Origin of the sequence: Pseudomonas sp. GD03858, from assembly GCF_029840925.1 — a bacterium.
Lineage (GTDB): Bacteria > Pseudomonadota > Gammaproteobacteria > Pseudomonadales > Pseudomonadaceae > Aquipseudomonas.
The window spans coordinates 1-22,026 of record NZ_JAOCDM010000035.1 but is presented as its reverse complement, the minus strand read 5'-3'; the positions used below and the strand labels follow the sequence as shown (position 1 = coordinate 22,026).

Below are 22,026 nucleotides of genomic sequence, written 5' to 3'. Positions count from 1 at the left end.
CCCGTTTAACGTGTAGTGTTAGCGGGGGGGAGGTGCGCGTTGATCAGCTGGTCGGTCTGCGTGCGCGACAGATGCGTTTCGGCGGCCTGCCTGGCGTGCAGCAGGATACCGCCGACGCGATCATGCAGGCTGGGTTGCAAGGCGGCGAAGCGCGGGGCCTGGAGATCGAAACGCTGGAGCTTGCCGTTGCGACGCCAGGTCAGGCCGGGCACATCGCGGGTTTCGCTCTCCAGGGCCTGGATGAACGCTTCAGGCACCGCTGGGCCGGTATAGTCCCCGAGCGTGCCACCGATGGTGGACAGCGCATCGTAGTACTCCGATGCGCCCTCCCATGCGCGGGCGAGCGCGGCGAAAGGCTGAGGGGTCAGTCGTCGCAGCCAGGCTTGCCAGAATGATTGGCCGGCGGCCCAATCGGCCAGGCTGGTCGTGGTGGCGCCGGCGTTCACTCGCGCACCCAGGCGATGCAGCGTGGCGTCGCTCAGCCGCGCCAGGTAGCCGAAACGGATCTCCTGGGGTTGCGGCGGCAGATTCAGTTGCGTGCGCAGGCGCAGGCGCGCGTACAGGGCCATTTCCAGCTCGTCGAGCAGATAGTCGGGTTCTGTCAGCGCTCCATCGCTGATGTCGTCATCGCCATCGGTCGGCGGCGCCGCCTGGCGCTCGGTTTCGTCGCGGGCGGCGGCCAGCGCGCGGCGCCGGCTGACACGGGCGTTGTACAGTTCACCGATTTGCGCATCGAGCAGGCGTTGGCGGAAAAGGCAACCCACGACGCTGGTCGCGACCTGCTGGTCGGCCATGTCGGGGCTGGCGTGGTTTACCGCCTGCCAGACCTGCACATCGGTCTCGACTTGCTGGAACAGCAGGCTGGCCTGGTCGACGCACTGTTGCCCGGCATCTTCCAGCAGGTCGTCGATCTGTTGCTTGAGCTGCGCTCGTCCCCAGCCGGACGCGGCCTCTTCCTGCTCTCCGACTACCAGCACGCGCAGCACGTGGCGCATGCGCTGCAGCATGGCCTCGGGGTTGCGCTGGTAGTCGGCGCTGCCCGAGAGGCGCAAGAAGAGATCGTGCAAGGCGCGCCATTGCGGGTCTTGCGCGGTGCCGGCCAATTGCGCCAACAGCTCCGGCGAATCGCCGATGGCCCAGTCACCGGATGAGCGCACCGAGTCGTGCACCTGGAGGCCGGCCTCGCTCAGGCGAGTTCGCGCGGTAGCGTCGAATGGGTTGTTGTCGAACGAATAGGCGAATTGTGCCTGATGCTCGCGTATCGCCTGGGCGTAGGCCAGATCGCGCAGTTCGGGTACTTGTGTCAGCGCATTGTCGCTCAGGTCGATCTGGCGCAGGGTGAGCGGTTGTCTATTCATCAGGTCCAGCAGCCCGTCGGGCCACTGGCTGATGCCGCAGTCTTGCAGATCGAGGTTTTGCAGGGCGTTCCAGCCAGAGAGGTCCGGCGCCAAGGACAATGGGTTTTCGTACAGGATCAGCAGTTCCAGTCGGTTCAGGCCGGCCAGGGCCGCCCGGCTCGACTCATCCAGCACGATCGCATTGCGGCCCAGGCTCAGGCCGCGCAGGGAAGGCCAGCGTTGCAGGGCCAGGAAGTGCTCTGCGGTCAGTGACAGCTCGTTCAGGTCGGCCTGGAGCCATTGCAGCGCCGGCAAGCGTGCCAGGCGATCGAGGGCCTCCACCGGTAGTGTCTGTAGCGCCTCGGTCAGGTTCAGGTTTAACAGGTGAGGAAGCTGGTCGAACACCGCGAGGCTGGCCTCGTCGAGCAAGTCGATGTTGTTTTCCGCCAGGTCCAGCGACTGCAGCTCGCTCAACTGGCCCAGCACTGGCGGCAGACGGTTCAGTGCGTTGCCGGCGATGTCCAGGTGGCGCACGCCTGGAAACGCGCCGAGCACTTCATTCAGGTTGCTGGCGTGCGGGTCGGTCAGGCCATTGATGGTCACTCGCCGTACGTAGGGCATGTTGACCGGTAGCCTGGGCAGCGAGTCGGCTTGGTGCGCCTCGAGCAACAGAGGCACATGGTCGATGCTGGCGGCCGAGTCTTCGCCGGGCTCGCGGCGCCAGGCCGCGCGAATCCGCTGGGCCAGCGCCTCGCGGTTGGCGCTGCGCAGCTCGAGGCCGCCGACGGCGATGCCTTGCGGGTCATGCACCCAGCGTTGCAGGGCAAAGTCGAGGCGCAGGTACTCTTCCCATAAACGGGTCAACAGGCGACGGAAGGCACCGGGCTGCTGACCTGCCTGGAAGCGCAGGCGCAGCATTTGCCGATCGTCGGTTGGCGTGGCCGGATACAGCTGGTCGAACATCTGGTCCTCGCTAAGCCAGCCTTGGGCGTTGCCGCTGAGGCGGTAACCGATGCGGCTGTCGCCAGGCAGGCGGGAGGGCAGTCGGTACATCGGGCGCACCGGCGCCATGCCCAAGTCTCTGGCTGCCTGGCGACGATTGCCGGCGGCCTTCTCGAAGAGCTTCTCGCGCAGTGCCGGCGCCTCGCCGATGTTCAGGCTCATGGCCCTGCGTTCGCTGTCGGGCAGTGCGTGCAAAATGGCATCGAACAGATCGCTTGCGTTGGCCAGCGAGTTACCGTGTTCATCGAAGGGTTGGTAGGTGTCGGCGACGCGCACCAGGGTCTTGCCGGGCATGCCGCTGTTGCCGGCTTCGCCGAGCAGGTGGCCAGCGAGGCGCCCCTCCCTCAGCGCGATACGCACGTTGCCGGACCAGCCAGGCAGCCGCCGCAGTGCGCCGAGCGCCAGCGCATCACGGTCGTTCGCACCCGCGCCCGCCGAATGGAAGCGCGCCAGGGCCTTGCTGATCCGGCTTTCGCGAATGTACAGGCGAGCCGTTTCGGCCATGCGCAATGGCAACCGACCCGTTCGCCGTAACTGCAGGATGTCGGGTGGCCTGGCCTGCGTCAGGATTTCCAGGCGCGCCGCAGGGCTGAGCGAGGGAAATGCCCGCGCCAGGGCGGCTGCCTCAGTGGGCTCGGATAGCGTGGTGCGCGGGGTGGCGCCAGACAGTTCGAGACAGTCGAGCAGCAGCGCAGGCAGTGGTCGATGGTCTTGCAATACCTTGCGCAGCACGTTGGCATCGTAACCGCTGCAGCGCAGGACGCGTTCGAGCGATGGCAGGTCCAGCCCGCTGGCGGCCGCGCCCAGGTGCTCGAGCAGTTGGGTCTGCTCCCAGGCCAATGGTCGATCGTGTTCGAGCAACCAGGTGCCTTGGCCATTGCCCACCAGCCGGGGTTGGTGACGTACGCCCCGGGCTGGCGCCAGGCGTTGCGTGCCCTCGGCGGCATGCTCCAAGGGCAGGGCCAGGCCGTCGCGCTCGAGCCAGCTCTGCCCGTGCCACTGGAACAGGCCCTGGGCATCGATCTTGTGTGTGCTTGGCCAGGGGCGCGGGCGTGAAAACGCTGCAAGCTCGCCGTGCCACCAGCGCTCGTTGCCCGGCTCGCCGACCTGGTGCCATTGCTCCAGGGTGCCGGGTGTCTCGCTGAAGTGTGAAGCCGTGCCGAGGGCGGCCATCAGCGCCAGGTTGCCGAACACATCGAACAGCGCGCCGATCGCGGCGGCGCCATCGCCTTCGTTGGCACTGTGCACGCCGTCGAGAAACTCATCGACCAGCTGCCCGCCGCCGATCACCATCATCATCTCGCCCAGGCCGGGCACGAACAGGCCGGCGACGTTGAGCAGGTTCAGACCAATGCCGAGCCAGTGCTCGAGGCGTGCCAATTGCGCGGCGGCGTCGCGCTGCGACACGGGCACCGCCAGGGTCGCAGCGTCTTGCAGCTTGCGCTCGACGTGGGTACGGGCGCGTTCGGCGAAAACATCCTGCTTCCAGCGAGTGGCGACCAGGGGCAGGCGGGCGTTCTTGTCGAGGGTTTCCTGCCAGATGTCGGTCGGAGCGGGAAACACGCGCTTGATCCAGTTGAAGGACTGGCCCTTTTCCAGAGTCGGTGGTGCGGGGTGCAAGGTGGCGTAGGGGTAGCGCGGATAGAGGGTCGCGCGCAGTCGGGCGGCGAAGGTCGGCTGGTCCGCGAGGTTGACGAAACGCGTGAAGAACGTTCGCCCGTCTTGCGTCCACAGCAGTTGGGTCAGGGCACTACCGGCGGCCTGTTCGCTGGCGTACTGGCGCAGTGGCTGGGTGGGGTGACCCGGCAGGTACAGCAAGCAGTTGCCTGAGCCGTGCGCTTCATCCAGGTGAATCAGCAGCGGGCCATTGAGCGGCAGATTGAACAGGCTCAGGAAGTGACAGCGCAGCGTGCGCCTGGCCGAGGGTGCCAAGCCCGAGGCCACGGTTTCGCCCATGGCCAGTCCATGGCTGTCGACATGGCCCTGCAAGGCTGCGGTGGCCAGTGTGGCGGCGAACGCGGCGCGGTCCTGCTCGCGCAGCAGCTCGCGGAAGCGGTCCGTGTCGATGTGATCGCCCAGGTGATAGCGGTAGAGCCGGCCAAGGTCGAGGTTGCGCACACCGCTGACGAAGGTGTGAACGTCCAGGCTGCAGGGCTGGGCACTGCCAGGGCGCTCGAAAAGCCTGGGTGTGGCGTTGGCGGCGAAGTTCTGCATGGCCGCCTCGAGCCAGGACATGTCCCGCTGCTGCTGGCGCACGCGCCCCTGGTCGACGAGGGGTAGGGCCGTATCCGGGTACCAGCGCTTCAGCGCCTGTTCGAGCAAGGGGCGGCAGTAGGTTTCGATATCCTGGATCGGTGCCAGCGCGTCGGCGACGCGGCGGGAGGCGGCATGGCTGCGCAGGATGAGTTTCTTGAGTCTGTTGCGCTGGCCAGGTGTCGCTTTGGCCAGCCAGATGGGCAGCCGTTTATGCACGAAGGCCAGGTGCGGAGGGGGCGAGACGATGGTCATGATGGCTGCTCTGTGAAAAGGAGCAGCGAGGCTAATGTCCGCGTGGCGTGCAGCCGAGTTGCATAATTGCCACCCGGCGCCCGTTGGAATGGGTCAGGCCTGTGGGGGCGTGCTCTTCACCGCGGCCAGTTCCGGATGCGCCACCAGCTTGTCGATGTGCAGTTCGTCGTTGTTCATCCAGGTCTCGGTCAGGACCCGGTAATGCTCCATGTCACGACAGCGCATGCGCAGGCTGTAGTCGAAGTGGCCACTGATCAGCTGACACTCGTAGACCTGCGGGCAGGCGCGCACCGTGGCCTCGAACGCCTTCTGCGCCGAGCGTCCGCTCTGGTTGGACAAGGCCACCAGCACCAGCAACGACAATCCGGGGGAGACCTGCTGCAGGTCGATGATTGCCCCGTACCCTCGGATCACCCCGCGCCGCTCCAGCTTGCGCACCCGTTCCAGGCAGGGCCTGGGGGTCAGGTGCACGAGGGTGGAGAGCTTCTCGTAGGTGATCCTTCCATGGTGGCGCAGCACGTCGATGATCGCTTCGTCGATGCGATCCAGCGGTGCGGCGGCGCGGGTGATGGCCTTGGTATCCATATGCGGCGTGACTTCACTTCAGACGATTGGAGAGGAACTGCCGCAGGCGCTCGCTCTGTGGCCGGTCGAGGATCTCGGCGCTGCCGCTTTCCTCGACCAGGCCCTGGTGCAGGAACAGCACCTGGCTCGACACCTGGCGGGCGAACCCCATTTCATGGGTGACCATGAGCATGGTACGTCCTTCCTCGGCGAGCGTCTGTATCACCTTGAGCACTTCGCCGACCAGCTCGGGGTCCAGCGCCGAGGTGGGCTCGTCGAACAGGATGATTTCCGGCTCCATGGCCAGCGCCCGGGCGATGGCCACGCGCTGTTGCTGGCCGCCGGAAAGAAACGCCGGGTACTGGTCGGCGGCGCGGGCCGGCAGGCCGACCTTGTCCAGGTACTGGCGTGCCCGCGCCTCGGCTTCGCCGGCGCTGATGCCCAGCACCTTGCGCGGCGCCAGGCAGATGTTCTCCAGCACCGTCAGGTGGCTCCACAGGTTGAAGTGCTGGAACACCATGGCCAGGCGCGTGCGCAGGTTCTGCAGCTGGGCCGGCGGCGGGGTGCGGGTGCCGGGGTGGATCTCCAGGGTCTGGCCGTCGAGGGTGATGCTGCCGGCGTTGGGCTGCTCGAGGAAGTTGATGCAGCGCAGGAAGGTGCTCTTGCCCGAGCCGCTGGCGCCGATCAGGCTGATCACGTCGCCCTTGCGCGCCTGCAGCGAGACGCCCTTGAGCACCTGGTGCTCGCCGTAGTGCTTGTGCAGCCCCTCGACGCTGAGCTTGATGGCGCTGGCATGGGCGTGTGCCGCGGGGGCCTGTTCGAAGGTGTTGAGTGGCAGTGCGGTAGCGGTCATTTGGTCAGCCTCGTACAGGGTCAAGGAAGCGCATCCAGCGACGTTCGGCCACACGGAACAGGCCGACCAGGGCGAAGGACAGCAGCATGTACAGCAGGGCGGCCACGCCGAAGGCCTGGAAGGTCAGGAAGGTCGCGGCGTTGGCGTCGCGGGCCACCTTGAGGATGTCGGCGACGGTGGCGGTGAAGGCCAGCGAGGTGGCGTGCAGCATCAGGATCAGCTCGTTGCTGTAGGCCGGCAGCGAACGGCGCAGGGCCGCTGGCAACACCAGGAACAGGTTGAGCCTCCAGCCGCGCAGGCCGTAGGCCTGGGCCGCCTCCAGCTCGCCGGCGGGCAGGTTGCGGATGGCCCCGGCGAAGATCTCCACGGTGTAGGCGCAGGTGTTGAGCACGAACGCCAGCAGGGTGCAGTTGAGCGCGTTGCGGAAAAACTGATCGAGCAGGGCATGGTCGCGCACCATTTGCAGGCTGTAGAGCCCGGTGTAGCAGATCAGCAGCTGGATATAGAGCGGCGTGCCGCGGAACACGAAGGTGTACAGCTGCACCGGCAGGCGCAGCCAGGCGTGGCGCGAGGTACGCGCCAGGGCCAGCGGCAGCGACAAGGCGAAGCCCAGCACCATGCTCGCCAGGAACAGCCAGAGGGTCATGGCCAGGCCCGAGAGTCCGGCGCCGTCGTGGTACAGGTAGGCCAGGCCATATTCCTGAAGGAGTTCGATCATCGCGCCAGCTCCTTGATACCGATGTTGTAGCGCCGCTCCAGGTGCTTGAGCAGACGGTTGGACAGGGTGGTGATGAGCAGGTACACCAGGCCCGCCAGGCACAGGAAGAACAACACGTCGTTGGTGGTCTTGCCGGCGTTCTGCGCGGCCTTGACCAGGTCGGCCAGGCCGATGATCGACACCAGCGCGGTGGACTTGAGCAGCACCAGCCAGTTGTTGCCCAGCCCCGGCAGGGCGAAGCGCATCAGTTGCGGGAACAGCACCAGCCGAAACCGCTGTGCCCGGCTCAGGCCGTAGGCGGTGGCGGCCTCCAGCTGGCCGGCGGGCACGCTGAGGATGGCGCCGCGGAAGTTCTCGGTGAAGTACGCGCCGTAGATGAAGCCCAGGGTGATGACCCCGGCGCCGAACGGGTCGATCTCGACGTAGTCCCAGCCCAGCGCCTCGGTCAGGTCGTTGAGCCAGATCTGCATGCTGTAGAAGATCAGCAGGATCAGCACCAGGTCCGGGACGCTGCGGATCAGCGTGGTGTAGAGGGTGGCCGGGAGGCGCAGCAGCCGGGATCGCGACAGTTTGGCGCTGGCGCCGATCAGGCCGAGCGCGAGGCTCAGCGCCAGCGACAGCAGGGCCAGCTTGACGGTCATCCAGGTGCCCTGGGCCAGCAGCGGGCCGAAGCCTTGCAGGCCGCTTGTGAGGAAGTCGTGCATGACGGGAATCTCGCGGTGGGCGCTTCGCGGGTGAACCCGCTCCCACAGGATATGTGCAGGCCGAAGGCTGGTGGGTTATCTGTGGGAGCGGGTTTACCCGCGAAGAGGCCGGTGGGGGCTCACTCGTTATAGATGTCCAGGTCGCCGACGTACTTCTTCTGGATCTCGGCATAGGTGCCATCGGCGTGGATCATGGCGATGCCCTTGTCGAGCAGGGCCTTGAGCTCGGGGTCGGTCTTGCGCAGACCCATGGCGATATCCAGCGGCAGGGTCGGGTCCTTGATCGCCGGACCGCTCCTGAAGTCGGCGCCCTCGGGCTTGGAGAGGAAGTTCAGCTGGGCTTCGAGCTTGTCGGTGACGGTGGCGTCGAGGCGGCCATTCATCAGGTCGGCGTAGTTCTGGTCCTGGCCCTGGTACGCCTTGACCTGGGCGCCCAGCGGCGCCAGCACGGCGCGGGCGTACACCTCCTGCAGCGATCCCTGGAGCACGCCGACCTGCTTGCCCTTGAGCGACTCGGCGGTGTCGCCGAAGTCGGCCGACTTGCGCACGATCACCGAGGTAGGGCTGAGGAACAGGCGGTCGGTGAAGTCGATCTGCTTCAACCGCGCCGGGGTAACGGCCATCGACGACATGATGGCGTCGAACTTGCGGGCGCGCAGGGCGGGAATCATGCCGTCGAATTCGTTGTGCACCCAGGTGCACTTGACCTGCAGCTTGGCGCAGATGGCATTGCCCAGGTCGATGTCGAAGCCTTGCAGGCTGCCATCGGCGGCGACGGATTCGAACGGTGGGTATTCGGGGAAGACGCCGAAGCGGATCTCGGTCCACTCCTTGGCCTGGGTAACGGTGGTAGCGCACAACGAGAACAGCAGCACGCCGAGGCGTTTTCGCATGGAGGGCATGGTCTTGGGTCCCTGGGTGTTGTTATTGGTAGTAGGACGGTTAGCGCGTGCAGGTCCGTCGCTGACTCATGGGTCGGGCTCAGGATGCGCGAGATAGACAGGTTTTTTGTGTCGTTTGCCAGCGTGTGGCGTGTCGAATTCGGCTGTTAGGATTCCCTGCGCAGCCGAATCGGCTGTTTCGACAAAGATTTATGCAAGTGCGACAGCGGTTTCGGTCATTGGTCGAGCGACCGCCATGCTTGTCGGTCGCGGTGTACGCGGTCCCCTGTAGGAGCGGCCTTGTGTCGCGAAAGGGCCGCAGAGCGGCCCCGGCAATATCGGCTGCATAGCTGAACCCCTGGGGCTGCTGCGCAGCGCTTTCCGACCGGTCCGACGCCTCGGCAAGGCCGCTCCTACAGGGGGGCGTGCCAGGCCGGTCAGGCGGCGTTGACCTTACGTGCCGCCACGTTCGGCTGCAGCAGGGCGAACAGGTCCTTCGGATTCTCAAGCGTCGGCACCAGCGCGATATCGCGCCCGATGTCCAGCGCCCTGGCCACATCCAGCACATAGCGCAGGGCCGAGTAGTCCTCCAGGGCGAAACCGACCGAGTCGAACAGCGTCACCTGCGCGGCGTTCTCGCGTCCTGCGGCGTTTCCCTCGACCACCTGCCAGAATTCGGTGGTCGGCGAGTCCGCCGGCATCTGCTGGATCTCGCCTTCGATGCGGCTCTGTGGCTCGTACTCGACGACCACCCGGGCGCGCTCGACGATGTCGCGGTGCAGCTCGGTCTTGCCCGGGCAATCACCACCGACCGCGTTGAGGTGCATGCCGGGTTCGATCATCTCCGGGGTGAGGATGGTGGCGTAGGCCTTGTCGGCGGTGACCGTGGTGACGATATCGGCGCCGCGCACCGCCTCGGCCACACTGCCAGCGAGGATCAGCTTCAGTTGCGGATAGCCAGCGAGGTTGGCCGCCAGCTTCTGGCTCGCCGCACGGTCGATGTCGAACAGGCGGATCTCGCCGATGCCGAGCAAGGTGTGGAAGGCGATGGCCTGGAATTCGCTCTGCGAGCCGTTGCCGATCAGCGCCATGCTCCGGCTGTCGGGGCGCGCCAGGTAGCGGGCAGCCAGGGCCGAGGTGGCGGCGGTGCGGATCGCGGTGGTCAGGGTCATTTCGCTGAGCAGCACCGGCGCGCCGGTATCCACGTCGCCCAGGGCGCCGAAGGCCATCACCGTGAGCAAGCCGTCATGGGTATTCTTCGGGTGGCCGTTGACGTACTTGAAGGCATACAGGTTGGCGTCGGACACCGGCATCAGTTCGATCACGCCGTCTGGCGAATGGTTGGCCAGGCGGGCGCACTTCTCGAAGTCGTGCCAGCGCAGGTAGTCCTGGCGAATGTATTCGGCCATCTCGGCCAGGCAGGTCGGCAGGCCCTTGCGGTTGACCAGGTGGGCGAGGTCGTGCACGTCGATGTAGCGGGTCATGATGATTCTCCTTGTCGAGTCAGTGGCGCGAGGGCAGGTGGATTTCGGCGAGCATGCAGCGCGCGCTGCCGCCGCCGATGCGTTCGATATGGTCGATGTTCACCACCAGCGGATGACTGTGCCGCTCGACCTGGCGGCGCTGGTCGGCGTCGAGCGCATTCCAGGCGCTGCGCGACATGACCAGCAGGGAGCGGCCGTCACGGTCGTGGACTTCGAGCATGTTGCCGGCGAAGTTCTCCAGCTGGTCGAAGTTCAGCGCCAGCACCTGTTTGTCGGTGTCGCGCAGCGATTGCTCCAGGGCGCGGCGTTCATCCAGGTGGGGCAGGGCGTCGAGGCAGGCCACGGCGAGCTGGCGGCCGACGTTCATCATCACGTTGCTGTGGTATATCGGCGCCTGGCGGCGGTCCACGGCGTGGAACAGGCACAGGCGGTAGTCCAGGCGCTCGGCGAACTGGCGCAGGGCGCGTTCGTGGGTGCGCCCGGAGTGGCAGGCGTAGCTGATGCGGTGCTCGCGGTCCAGAACCATGCTGCCGGTGCCTTCGAGAAACAGATTCTGCTGTTCCAGCGGACTCAGGTCGATGGTGCGGCGGATGGCAAAGCGTTCCTGCAGCACGCCGAGTACGCCCTTGCTGCGTTCCAGGCGGCGGTTCTCGCCTTCCATCGGGTACAGCACCAGACTGCCGTCGGCGTGGCTGCTCCACCAGTTGTTGGGGAAGATCGAGTCGGGGGTATGGGGTTCGGGCGTGTCCTGCACCACCAGCACGTCCACGCCTTGCGGGCGCAGGGCATCGACGTAGCCGTCGAACTCTTCCAGGGCCTTTTCGCTGGCGGCTTCAGGGTCCAGCGGCGCTTGCTGGAAACGGTTGTTGGCGGCGGTGTCCGGGTTGAAGGCGAACCGCGCCGGACGAATCATGAGGACGGTATTTGTTGTTTGCATTGGGCACGCATCCACGGGTGGGCTGTGTGACCATTGTCGGAGGGATCGCGGGGCAATCCTGGCTGAAGCGTGAGAGGTGGGCAGCCGGTCCAGCTGAAGTGGCTTGCTTGGCAGCGGAATCGGCTGGTGTCGCAGAAAAGGTCGCCATCCTCGTGGGAGCGCAAATGAAAACGGCGCCTCGAAAGGCGCCGTTGCGTCTATTGCCGGAGCAACTTACTTGTGCAGCTCTTCAGCCGCATACAGGGTGTTCTCCAGCAAGCAGGCGCGCGTCATCGGGCCCACGCCGCCCGGCACCGGGGTGATCCAGCCGGCGCGGGGCAGGGCGGTCTCGTAGACCACGTCGCCGACCAGCTTGCCGTCTTCCTGGCGGTTGATGCCGACGTCGATGACGATGGCGCCTTCCTTGATCCATTCACCTTTGACCAGGCCCGGCTTGCCGGCGGCCACCACCACCAGGTCGGCGCGCCCGACGTGTCCGGCCAGGTCCTTGGTGAAGCGGTGGCAGACGGTGACGGTGCAGCCGGCCAGCAGCAGTTCCATGGCCATGGGCCGGCCAACGATATTGGAGGCGCCGACGATGACGGCATTCATGCCGTACAGATCCTGACCGGTGCTTTCCAGCAAGGTCATGATGCCTTTGGGCGTGCATGGGCGCAGCAGCGGGATGCGTTGCGCGAGGCGGCCGATGTTGTACGGGTGGAAACCATCGACGTCCTTGTCCGGGCGAATGCGCTCGAGCAGCAGCGAGGCATCCAGGTGCTCGGGCAGCGGCAGCTGCAGCAGGATGCCGTCGACGGCCGGGTCATCGTTGAGGCGATCGATCAGGTCGGTCAGGGCTTGCTGCGTGGTATCGCTGGGCAGGTCGAAAGCCTGGGAGATGAAGCCGACCTCTTCGCAGTCCTTGCGCTTGTGCGAGACATAGACTTGGGAGGCGGGGTCGGTGCCGACCAGGATCACCGCCAGGCCTGGAGTGCGCAGGCCCTGCTGGCGGCGCTCCGCGACACGTTGGGCGATCTGCTGGCGCAGGTTGGCGGCGATCGCCTTGCCATCGATAAGGTGTGCAGTCATAGACGCGTGATTAACCATCGAGAAGGGAACATATAAGAAGCGCGTATTCTCGCACGACACGGCGCAAGGGCAAAGGCGCGTGGTCGGGCAAATCCCCTAACCCCTTCAATAATTTAAATTTTTTAGAGAAAGGTGTTGACGACCCGCAGGGCCGACTATAAGATTCGCCGCACTTGTCGGGCACTGCCTGGCACGGGTTGGCAAAGTCGGGCAGAATAAGCGGTTCGTTTGTTCGGTTGGACTGAAAGCTTAAGCGCCCGTAGCTCAGCTGGATAGAGCATCCGCCTTCTAAGCGGATGGTCGCAGGTTCGAGTCCTGCCGGGTGCGCCATAAGGCCTGGGCAAGTGGCAAGCAACACCGCAATATGGTGGGCGTAGCTCAGTTGGTAGAGCGCTGGATTGTGATTCCAGTTGTCGTGGGTTCGATTCCCATCGTCCACCCCAGATTCTGCAGAGGCGCCTCGATTTGATGATCCGGCGCCTTTGTTTTTGAGTTTCATGCGGACGTGGTGAAATTGGTAGACACACTGGATTTAGGTTCCAGCGGCGCAAGCTGTAAGAGTTCGAGTCTCTTCGTCCGCACCATGTTTCTGTAAGGCTGTACCGCAACACTGCTATATGGTGGGCGTAGCTCAGTTGGTAGAGCGCTGGATTGTGATTCCAGTTGTCGTGGGTTCGATTCCCATCGTCCACCCCATATTTTCGAAGGCGCCTTGGTCGTATGACCGGGCGCCTTTGTCGTTTCTGGTATTGGCGGCCTATGGTGGCCTTGCTGCAAAAGCTGATAGATTTCAGTCGGTTGAATGGTAGGCCGAACGGTCGGCAGAGGAATAGCGCAGATGATCGCAAAAGAGGCGCGCCAGGCCCTGGCGCTGCAACGTTTCGCCGAGGCCAATCCGCAACTGCTCGAGGAAATCCACGAGCTGGACGCCCGCGAGCAGGCCCGGCAGATCGAGTGGGCATTCGAGGACGCTGCGCAGGAGCAGGGCGTCGAGCCTTGGGAGTATGCGCTGCAGCTGATAGCCGAGTCGCCTGAGCAGTTGCAGGCCATGCGCCTGGAGACCCATCGCGAGGTGGCCGAGGCGCTGGGGTTGGCGTGGGAAGAGTATTGTCAGTTCAATGGGATTGATCTGGAGTAGGTCGGGGTTTTCCGGTTGTGTTGTGATTAGTCGAACACTTGTAGGCCTTCACGCAAGCTCCCTTGAAATCACCGACAAAAAGCCATATCTCAACTGGCCGCTGTTTGTTTGACAAGGTTTTACAACCGCGCGCGCCACAAGGTGTCGCGCGGCCATGAATGAAACAGGCTCGACGCCAATGCGGGCGGGCCTTCCAAGGAAATCGACCGGCATAGCGGGCCGACAATCCGGGTGGGGTGACTTCTGCTGCACGAGTCACTAGAATGCTTGCCCTTGATTCTGGAGTCGGGCTATCGCCGGCTAACGTCTGTGCAACGAGGAATATCCATGCAAGTTTCTGTTGAAAACACTTCCGCTCTCGAGCGCCGCATGACCATCGCCGTTCCGGCCGAGCGCGTCGAGAACGAAGTCAACAAGCGTCTGCAGCAGACTGCCAAGCGCGCCAAGGTTGCCGGCTTCCGTCCGGGCAAGGTGCCGATGAGCGTGATCCGCCAGCGTTACGAAGATGCCGCTCGTCAAGAGGCCTTCGGTGACCTGGTCCAGGCTTCCTTCTATGAAGCCGTGGTCGAGCAGAAGCTGAACCCGGCTGGCGCCCCCGCCGTCGAGCCCAAGTCGTTCGAGAAGGGCAAGGATCTCGAGTTCGTCGCCATCTTCGAAGTCTTCCCTGAGTTCACCGTTGCCGGTTTCGACTCGATCGCCGTCGAGCGCCTGAGCGCCGAAGTGGCCGATGCCGACCTGGACAACATGCTGGAAGTCCTGCGCAAGCAGAACACCCGTTTCGAGGCCGTCGAGCGCGCTGCAGCCAACGACGATCAGGTCAACATCGACTTCGTCGGCAAGATCGACGGTGAAGCCTTCGCCGGCGGCTCGGCCAAGGGCACTCAGCTGGTGCTGGGTTCCGGCCGCATGATCCCGGGCTTCGAAGAAGGCCTGGTCGGCGCCAAGGCCGGTGAAGAGCGCGTGGTCAACGTGACCTTCCCCGAGGACTACCAGAACCTGGACCTGGCCGGCAAGGCCGCCGAGTTCACCATCACCGTCAACAGCGTCTCGGCGCCTGTGCTGCCTGAGCTGAACGAAGCCTTCTTCGCCCAGTTCGGCATCAAGGAATCGACCCTGGAAGGCTTCCGCGCCGAAGTTCGCAAGAACATGGAGCGCGAACTGCGCCAGGCCATCAAGACCAAGGTCAAGAACCAGGTCATGGACGGTCTGCTGGCCGCCAACCCGATCGAAGTGCCGAAAGCCCTGCTGGAAAACGAAGTCAACCGTCTGCGCGTGCAGGCCGTCCAGCAGTTCGGTGGCAACATCAAGCCCGACCAGCTGCCGGCCGAACTGTTCGAAGAGCAGGCCAAGCGCCGCGTGGTCCTGGGTCTGATCGTCGCCGAAGTGGTCAAGCAGTTCGAGCTGAAGCCGGATGATGCCAAGGTTCGCGAAGTCATCGAGGAAATGGCCTCGGCCTACCAGGAGCCTGAGCAGGTCATCGCCTGGTACTACAAGAACGACCAGCAACTGAACGAAGTCCGTTCGGTTGTGCTGGAAGAGCAAGTTGTAGATACTGTCCTGCAGAAAGCGACTGTGACCGACAAGTCGGTCTCGTACGAAGAAGCCGTCAAACCAGCACAGGCTCCTGCCGCCGCTGAGTAACAGGCTACTCTCGTAGGAAACCCCCACAAGCCAGCCTTCGCGCTGGCTTGTGCGTATTCAAGCCATGACTATTTGGGAGCGAGTGCAGGACATGTCCCGCAATTCTTATATTCAGCAAAGCTCTGACATCCAGGCCGCAGGCGGCCTGGTCCCGATGGTTATCGAGCAGTCCGCCCGTGGCGAACGTGCCTACGACATCTACTCGCGCCTCCTGAAGGAGCGCGTGATCTTCCTGGTCGGCCCCGTAGAAGACTACATGGCCAACCTGGTGGTGGCGCAGCTGCTGTTCCTGGAAGCGGAAAACCCGGACAAGGATATCCATCTTTATATCAACTCCCCGGGCGGCTCGGTAACTGCCGGCATGTCGATCTACGACACCATGCAGTTCATCAAGCCGGACGTCTCGACCATCTGCATCGGCCAGGCCTGCAGCATGGGCGCCTTCCTGCTCGCGGCCGGTGCCGCTGGCAAGCGCCACTGCCTGCCCAACTCGCGGGTGATGATTCACCAGCCGCTGGGTGGTTTCCAGGGGCAGGCGACCGACATCGAGATCCACGCCCAGGAAATCCTCAACATCAAGGCGCGCTTGAACGAGCTGCTGGCCCACCACACCGGCCAGGACCTCGAGACCATCAAGCGCGACACCGAGCGCGACAACTTCATGAGCGCCGCGCGCGCGGCCGAGTACGGCCTGATCGACTCGGTCTACGACAAGCGGCAACTGGCATCCTGAAGCAATACGCCAGAGCGCGCGGGCGCGGATTGCGCCCGTGCGCGGACTTGAAAAAGCCAGCGATTGCCTTCATCTTGTGTTTCAAGCCTACCGGATTGGATCGATCGAATGACTGACACCCGTAACGGCGAGGACAACGGCAAATTGCTCTACTGCTCCTTCTGCGGCAAAAGCCAGCACGAAGTGCGCAAATTGATTGCCGGCCCCTCGGTATTTATCTGCGACGAGTGCGTCGACCTGTGCAATGACATCATCCGTGAGGAGGTGCAGGAAGCCCAGGCCGAGAGCAACGCGCACAAGCTACCCTCGCCGAAAGAAATCAGCGGAATCCTGGACCAGTACGTCATTGGTCAGGAACGCGCGAAAAAGGTCCTGGCAGTAGCGGTGTACAACCACTACAAGCGCCTGAACCAGCGTGACAAGAAAGGCGACGAAGTCGAACTGGGCAAAAGCAACATCCTGCTGATCGGGCCGACCGGCTCGGGCAAGACGCTGCTCGCCGAGACGCTCGCGCGCCTGTTGAACGTACCGTTCACCATTGCCGACGCCACCACCCTGACCGAAGCCGGTTATGTCGGTGAGGACGTCGAGAACATCATTCAGAAACTGCTGCAGAAGTGCGACTACGACGTGGAAAAAGCCCAGATGGGCATCGTCTACATCGACGAGATCGACAAGATCTCGCGCAAGTCGGACAACCCGTCCATCACCCGTGATGTATCGGGCGAGGGTGTGCAGCAGGCGTTGCTGAAACTGATCGAAGGCACCGTTGCCTCCGTGCCGCCGCAAGGCGGGCGCAAGCACCCGCAACAGGAATTCCTGCAGGTCGATACCCGCAATATCCTGTTCATCTGCGGTGGCGCCTTCTCGGGGCTGGAAAAGGTCATCCAGAACCGCTCCACCAAGGGTGGAATTGGCTTCAGTGCCGAAGTGCGCAGCAAGGAAGAAGGCAAGAAAGTCGGCGAGTCGCTGCGTGAGGTCGAGCCGGACGATCTGGTCAAGTTCGGTCTGATCCCGGAGTTCGTGGGTCGTCTGCCAGTATTGGCGACGCTGGACGAGCTGGACGAGGCTGCGCTGATGCAGATCCTCACCGAGCCGAAGAACGCCTTGACCAAGCAATACGCCAAGCTGTTCGAGATGGAAGACGTCGATCTCGAGTTCCGCAGCGATGCGCTCAAGGCCGTCGCGCGCAAAGCCCTGGAGCGCAAGACCGGCGCCCGTGGCCTGCGTTCGATCCTCGAGGGCGTGCTGCTCGAGACCATGTACGAGATTCCTTCGCAGAAGGAAGTCAGCAAGGTGGTGATCGACGAGAGCGTCATCGAGGGGACTTCGCAGCCATTGCTGATCTACGAGAACAGCGAGCCGCAAGCCAAGGCCGCTCCCGACGCCTGATCAGGTGGGATGCAGCAAAAGGAAAGGGGCCCTAGGGCCCCTTTCTGCATTTCATGGCCCCGGCGCTTGTAATTTTGCAGGGCTGCCCCCACATTAGCCCCAAGCACCATTTCCAACGGTTTCCGGCCACAAGGCCGCTGTAGAGGCGAAATCATGAAGACCACCCTCGACTTGCCTCTTTTGCCATTGCGTGACGTTGTCGTCTATCCGCATATGGTCATCCCACTGTTCGTGGGGCGTGAGAAGTCCATCGAGGCCCTCGAGGCTGCGATGACGGGCGAGAAGCAGATCCTCCTGCTGGCCCAGAAGAATCCTGCCGACGACGATCCGGGCGAAGACGCCCTGTATCGCGTGGGCACTGTCGCCACCGTGCTGCAATTGCTCAAGCTGCCCGATGGCACCGTCAAGGTGCTGGTCGAGGGTGAGCAACGCGGCGCCGTCGAGCGCTTCAACGAAGTCGATGGCCATGTCCGCGCCGAAGTCAGTCTGATCGACGAAACCGAGACCGCCGAGCGCGAGTCCGAAGTGTTCGTGCGCACGCTGCTGTCGCAATTCGAGCAGTACGTGCAACTGGGCAAGAAAGTGCCGGCCGAAGTGCTGTCTTCGCTCAACAGCATCGAAGAGCCTGGCCGCCTGGTCGATACCATGGCCGCGCACATGGCGCTGAAGATCGAGCAGAAGCAGGAGATCCTCGAGATCATCGACCTGCAGACCCGCGTCGAGCACGTTCTGGCGCTGCTGGATGCGGAAATCGACCTGCTGCAGGTAGAGAAGCGCATTCGCGGCCGCGTGAAGAAACAGATGGAGCGCAGCCAGCGCGAGTACTACCTGAATGAGCAGATGAAGGCCATTCAAAAGGAACTCGGTGATGGCGACGAAGGCCACAACGAAGTCGAAGAGCTGAAAAAGCGTATCGATGCCGCGGGCCTGCCCAAGGATGCCCTGGCCAAGGCCCAGGCCGAGCTGAACAAGCTCAAGCAGATGTCGCCGATGTCGGCGGAGGCCACCGTGGTACGCTCGTACCTCGATTGGCTGGTGCAGGTGCCATGGAAAGCCCAGAGCAAGGTGCGCCTGGATCTGGCCAAGGCCGAGGAGATCCTCGACGCGGATCACTACGGCCTGGAAGAGGTCAAGGAGCGCATCCTCGAGTACCTCGCCGTGCAGAAACGGGTGAAGAAGATCCGTGGCCCGGTGCTGTGCCTGGTTGGTCCGCCCGGCGTGGGCAAGACCTCGCTGGCCGAGTCGATCGCCGCCGCCACCAACCGCAAGTTCGTGCGCATGGCCTTGGGTGGCGTGCGCGACGAGGCCGAGATTCGTGGCCATCGTCGCACCTACATCGGCTCGATGCCGGGTCGTCTGATTCAGAAAATGACCAAGGTTGGCGTACGCAATCCACTGTTCCTGCTCGACGAGATCGACAAGATGGGCAGCGACATGCGTGGCGACCCGGCCTCGGCGCTGTTGGAAGTGCTCGATCCGGAGCAGAACCACAACTTCAACGACCACTACCTGGAAGTCGACTACGACCTCTCGGACGTGATGTTCCTGTGCACCTCGAACTCGATGAACATCCCGCCGGCGCTGCTCGACCGCATGGAAGTCATCCGCCTGCCGGGCTACACCGAGGACGAGAAGATCAACATCGCGGTCAAGTACCTGGTGCCCAAGCAGGTCAAGGCCAACGGCTTGAAGAAAGACGAGCTGGAGGTCGAGGTGTCGGCCATCCGCGACATCATTCGCTACTACACCCGCGAAGCCGGTGTGCGTGGTCTGGAGCGTCAGATCGCCAAGGTTTGCCGAAAGGTGGTCAAGGAACATACCGGCGCCAAGCAGGTGAAGGTCAAGGTCAGCGGCGAGCAGCTCGAGCAGTTGCTTGGCGTGCGCAAGTTCCGCTACGGCCTTGCCGAGCAGCAGGATCAGATCGGCCAGGTTACCGGCCTGGCCTGGACCCAGGTGGGTGGCGAGTTGCTCACCATCGAAGCCGTGGTCATCCCTGGCAAGGGCCAGTTGATCAAGACCGGCTCGCTGGGTGACGTCATGGTCGAGTCGATCACCGCCGCGCAGACGGTCGTGCGTAGCCGCGCCCAGAGTCTGGGGATCGCCGCAGATTTCCACGAGAAGCGCGACGTTCACATCCATATGCCCGAAGGCGCGACGCCGAAGGATGGCCCTAGCGCGGGCATCGGCATGTGCACCGCGCTGGTGTCGGCGCTGACCCAGATCCCGGTGCGCGCCGATGTGGCGATGACCGGCGAGATCACGCTGCGCGGCCAAGTACTGGCCATTGGCGGGCTCAAGGAAAAACTGTTGGCGGCACACCGCGGCGGGATCAAGACGGTGATCATTCCCGAAGAGAATGTTCGCGATCTCAAGGAGATTCCAGAAGACATCAAGCAGGATCTTCAGATCAAACCGGTCAAATGGATTGACGAAGTCCTCCAAATTGCGCTGCAATACGCCCCGGAGCCCTTGCCAGATGTGGCTCCGGAGATCGTCGCGAAAGATGAAAAGCGCGACGGTGATGCCAAGGAAAGAATCAGCACGCATTAATACGTATTTCGCTGGGGGGCGTTGGTTGACAGTTTTTTCCGGCCCTTGCTATAAAGCGGCACGCCAGTGTCAACAGGCCACCCAGCGCTCGTTTCATAAGCTTTTCATTACATACTTAGAAACAAACTCAATAGAGATATAAGGGGACTTAGAGTGAACAAGTCGGAACTGATTGACGCTATCGCCGCATCTGCTGACATCCCGAAAGCTGTAGCCGGCCGTGCGCTGGACGCAGTCATTGACTCCGTGACCGGTGCCCTGAAAGCAGGCGACGACGTCGTACTGGTTGGCTTCGGTACCTTCTCGGTCAAGGAGCGCGCCGAGCGCACCGGCCGCAACCCGCAAACCGGCAAGGCGATCAAGATCGCTGCCGCCAAGGTTCCAGGCTTCAAGGCTGGCAAGGGCCTGAAAGACGCCGTCAACTAAGTCGTCTTTCAGCCGGTCCGGGCAAGCCTGGGCCGACCGCGTGACGGCGGGTCGCAAACGTTCCCGCTGGCACGCTCGCTTCGAAAAGGCGCATCCACTGGATGCGCCTTTCTTCTATCAGGATTCTACCCACGCTCCGCGGTTGTCGATGCAGTGGTACAGCCGTTTCTGGGGGACGCATGCTGCAGAATATCAGGGACAATTCACAAGGTTGGATTGCCAAGACCATCATCGGCCTTATCGTCGTGTTGATGGCGTTGACCGGCTTCGAGGCTATTTTCCAGGCCGCCAGCCATAGCCAGGACGCCGCCAAGGTGAACGGTCAGACCATCAGCCAGAACGAGCTGAGTCAGGCCGTGGACATGCAGCGCCGCCAGCTGATGCAACAGCTGGGCAAGGATTTCGACCCTGCGCTGCTGGACGAAAAGATGCTGCGCGAAGCCGCGCTCAAGGGGCTGATCGACCGCAAGCTGCTGTTGCAGGGTGCCGAAGACGCCAAGTTCGCTTTTTCCGAGGCCGCGCTGGATCAGCTGATCCTGCAGACGCCTGAGTTCCAGGTCGATGGCAAGTTCAGCGCCGAGCGCTTCGACTCGGTCATCCGCCAGATGGGCTATGGCCGCATGCAGTTCCGCGAAATGCTCGCCCAGGAAATGCTCATCGGCCAGCTGCGCACCGGCCTTGCCGGCAGCAGCTTCGTCACCGACAAGCAGGTCGACGCCTTCGCCCGCCTGGAGAAGCAGACCCGCGACTTCGCCTCGCTGACCTTCAAGGCCGATCCGGCCGCGGTGAAGGTGAGCGATGAGGAAGTCAAGGCTCACTACGACCAGCATGCCAAGGAGTTCATGACCCCTGATCAGGTGGTCATCGACTACATCGAGCTGAAGAAGTCGGCGTTCTTCGACCAGGTCAAGGTCGATGACGACGCGCTCAAGGCACTGTACGAGAAGGAAATCGCCAACCTTGGCGAGCAGCGTCATGCTGCCCACATCCTCATCGAGGTCAACGACAAGACCAGCGACGCTCAGGCCAAGGCCCGCATCGAAGAGATCCAGCAACGCCTGCAAAAGGGTGAGGATTTCGCCGCCCTGGCCAAGGAGTTCTCCCAGGATCCTGGCTCTGCCAGCGCGGGTGGTGACCTCGGCTTTGCCGGCCCTGGCGTGTACGACCCGGCCTTCGAGGACGCGCTGTACAAGCTGAGCAAGGAGCAGGTTTCCGCCCCGGTTCGCACCGAGTACGGCTACCACCTGATCAAGCTGCTGGGCGTCGAGGCTCCCGATGTACCTAGCTTCGCCAGCCTGAAAGACAAGCTGACCCACGAGCTGAAGACCCAGCAGGTGGAGCAGCGCTTCGTCGAAGCCACCAAGCAGCTCGAAGACGCCTCGTTCGAGGCTTCCGACCTGGCGCAGCCGGCACAGGATCTGGGCCTGAAAGTGCACACTTCGGCGGCGTTCGGCCGCGAGGGTGGCGAAGGCATCACCGCCAACCGTGGCGTGATCCAGGCCGCGTTCAGCGAAGAGGTGCTGGAAGAGGGCGCTAACAGCAACGGTATCGAGCTCGATCCTGAGACCGTGGTGGTCTTGCGCGTCAAGGAGCATCGCAAGCCGGAGCAGTTGCCTCTGGAGGCGGTCGCCAAGAACATTGGCGAGCACCTGGCCAAGGAGAAGGCGACTGCCGAACTCAAGGCCAAGGCCGACAAGTTGATCGCCGACCTGCGTGCAGGGGCAATCAAGGCTGACAGCCAGCACTGGAAAGTCCAGGAAGCGGCCACCCGTGGCCAGGACGGCATCGACCCGGCTGAACTGCAGGCAGTGTTCCGCCTGGGCAAGCCTGCGTCCAAGGACAAGCCGGTCTACGGCAGCGTGGTCCTGGGCGACGGCAGCCTGGTCGTGCTGCAGCTCAAGGGCGTCAACGAAGGCGCCGCCGCCACCGACGAAGAGAAGGCGCAGATTCGCCGCTACCTCGCTTCGCGTGCTGGCTCGCAGGACTTTGCGGCGTACCGCAAGCTGCTCGAAGGCAGTGCCGACATCACGCGCTACTGAGTAGTGCGCTGATCACGAAACAGGCCGCGTACGCGGCCTGTTTCGTTTCCG

Annotated in this window: 16 protein-coding genes and 4 tRNA genes; 11 read left to right on the top strand and 9 right to left on the bottom strand. The window is 63.6% G+C overall.

The features are described from left to right. Nucleotides 1-5 precede the first annotated feature (5 nt). From N5D48_RS11835 to folD, 9 genes are all read right to left on the bottom strand, one after another. Nucleotides 6-4,847, bottom strand: coding sequence for a DUF6543 domain-containing protein (locus N5D48_RS11835; protein ID WP_279884314.1), 4,842 nt, complete (start codon nucleotides 4,845-4,847; stop codon nucleotides 6-8). A gap of 93 nt (nucleotides 4,848-4,940) precedes the next feature. Beyond that, complete coding sequence (locus tag N5D48_RS11830) at nucleotides 4,941-5,432, bottom strand: Lrp/AsnC family transcriptional regulator (protein ID WP_279884312.1); 492 nt, start codon at nucleotides 5,430-5,432, stop codon at nucleotides 4,941-4,943. A gap of 13 nt (nucleotides 5,433-5,445) precedes the next feature. Beyond that, complete coding sequence (locus N5D48_RS11825; protein ID WP_279884310.1) at nucleotides 5,446-6,264, bottom strand: ATP-binding cassette domain-containing protein; 819 nt, start codon at nucleotides 6,262-6,264, stop codon at nucleotides 5,446-5,448. 4 nt (nucleotides 6,265-6,268) lie between these two features. Further along, on the bottom strand, nucleotides 6,269-6,982 hold the full coding sequence (locus tag N5D48_RS11820; RefSeq protein ID WP_279884308.1) for an ABC transporter permease: 714 nt from the start codon (nucleotides 6,980-6,982) through the stop codon (nucleotides 6,269-6,271). Then, nucleotides 6,979-7,686 carry an ABC transporter permease gene (locus tag N5D48_RS11815; RefSeq protein ID WP_279884306.1) on the bottom strand — a complete coding sequence of 236 codons (708 nt, stop codon included), beginning with the start codon at nucleotides 7,684-7,686 and terminating at the stop codon, nucleotides 6,979-6,981. The genes N5D48_RS11820 and N5D48_RS11815 overlap by 4 nt, the downstream gene beginning before the upstream one ends. A gap of 119 nt (nucleotides 7,687-7,805) precedes the next feature. Beyond that, nucleotides 7,806-8,579 carry an ABC transporter substrate-binding protein gene (locus N5D48_RS11810; protein WP_279884305.1) on the bottom strand — a complete coding sequence of 258 codons (774 nt, stop codon included), beginning with the start codon at nucleotides 8,577-8,579 and terminating at the stop codon, nucleotides 7,806-7,808. 425 nt (nucleotides 8,580-9,004) lie between these two features. Then, nucleotides 9,005-10,051 (bottom strand): ornithine cyclodeaminase, encoded by a 1,047-nt coding sequence (locus tag N5D48_RS11805; RefSeq protein ID WP_279884303.1) that lies wholly within the window; start codon nucleotides 10,049-10,051, stop codon nucleotides 9,005-9,007. Nucleotides 10,052-10,070: 19 nt separating this feature from the next. After that, nucleotides 10,071-10,988 carry an arginine deiminase-related protein gene (locus N5D48_RS11800; RefSeq protein ID WP_279884301.1) on the bottom strand — a complete coding sequence of 306 codons (918 nt, stop codon included), beginning with the start codon at nucleotides 10,986-10,988 and terminating at the stop codon, nucleotides 10,071-10,073. A gap of 213 nt (nucleotides 10,989-11,201) precedes the next feature. Continuing rightward, nucleotides 11,202-12,056 (bottom strand): bifunctional methylenetetrahydrofolate dehydrogenase/methenyltetrahydrofolate cyclohydrolase FolD, encoded by an 855-nt coding sequence (folD, locus tag N5D48_RS11795; RefSeq protein ID WP_279884299.1) that lies wholly within the window; start codon nucleotides 12,054-12,056, stop codon nucleotides 11,202-11,204. A gap of 253 nt (nucleotides 12,057-12,309) precedes the next feature. Here folD and N5D48_RS11790 point away from each other — a divergent pair. The 11 genes from N5D48_RS11790 (at nucleotide 12,310) to N5D48_RS11740 (ending at nucleotide 21,975) form a co-directional block, all read left to right on the top strand. Continuing rightward, nucleotides 12,310-12,386 (top strand) — tRNA-Arg (locus tag N5D48_RS11790). A gap of 37 nt (nucleotides 12,387-12,423) precedes the next feature. Beyond that, nucleotides 12,424-12,499 (top strand) — tRNA-His (locus tag N5D48_RS11785). A gap of 56 nt (nucleotides 12,500-12,555) precedes the next feature. Further along, a tRNA-Leu gene (locus tag N5D48_RS11780) sits at nucleotides 12,556-12,640 on the top strand. Nucleotides 12,641-12,676: 36 nt separating this feature from the next. Next, a tRNA-His gene (locus tag N5D48_RS11775) sits at nucleotides 12,677-12,752 on the top strand. A 142-nt stretch (nucleotides 12,753-12,894) separates the two neighbouring features. Continuing rightward, nucleotides 12,895-13,194, top strand: a complete 300-nt coding sequence (locus N5D48_RS11770; protein ID WP_279884298.1) for a DUF6388 family protein — start codon at nucleotides 12,895-12,897, stop codon at nucleotides 13,192-13,194. A gap of 327 nt (nucleotides 13,195-13,521) precedes the next feature. After that, nucleotides 13,522-14,835, top strand: coding sequence for a trigger factor (gene tig / locus N5D48_RS11765; RefSeq protein WP_279884296.1), 1,314 nt, complete (start codon nucleotides 13,522-13,524; stop codon nucleotides 14,833-14,835). 91 nt (nucleotides 14,836-14,926) lie between these two features. Continuing rightward, on the top strand, nucleotides 14,927-15,568 hold the full coding sequence (gene clpP / locus N5D48_RS11760; RefSeq protein WP_043213484.1) for an ATP-dependent Clp endopeptidase proteolytic subunit ClpP: 642 nt from the start codon (nucleotides 14,927-14,929) through the stop codon (nucleotides 15,566-15,568). A 108-nt stretch (nucleotides 15,569-15,676) separates the two neighbouring features. Further along, nucleotides 15,677-16,960 (top strand): ATP-dependent Clp protease ATP-binding subunit ClpX, encoded by a 1,284-nt coding sequence (gene clpX, locus N5D48_RS11755; RefSeq protein ID WP_279884292.1) that lies wholly within the window; start codon nucleotides 15,677-15,679, stop codon nucleotides 16,958-16,960. Between the two features lie 153 nt (nucleotides 16,961-17,113). Beyond that, complete coding sequence (gene lon, locus N5D48_RS11750) at nucleotides 17,114-19,510, top strand: endopeptidase La (RefSeq protein WP_279884290.1); 2,397 nt, start codon at nucleotides 17,114-17,116, stop codon at nucleotides 19,508-19,510. A 153-nt stretch (nucleotides 19,511-19,663) separates the two neighbouring features. After that, nucleotides 19,664-19,936 (top strand): nucleoid-associated protein HU-beta, encoded by a 273-nt coding sequence (gene hupB, locus N5D48_RS11745; RefSeq protein WP_054892387.1) that lies wholly within the window; start codon nucleotides 19,664-19,666, stop codon nucleotides 19,934-19,936. Between the two features lie 179 nt (nucleotides 19,937-20,115). Continuing rightward, nucleotides 20,116-21,975 (top strand): SurA N-terminal domain-containing protein, encoded by a 1,860-nt coding sequence (locus N5D48_RS11740; protein ID WP_279884288.1) that lies wholly within the window; start codon nucleotides 20,116-20,118, stop codon nucleotides 21,973-21,975. Nucleotides 21,976-22,026: the final 51 nt, after the last annotated feature.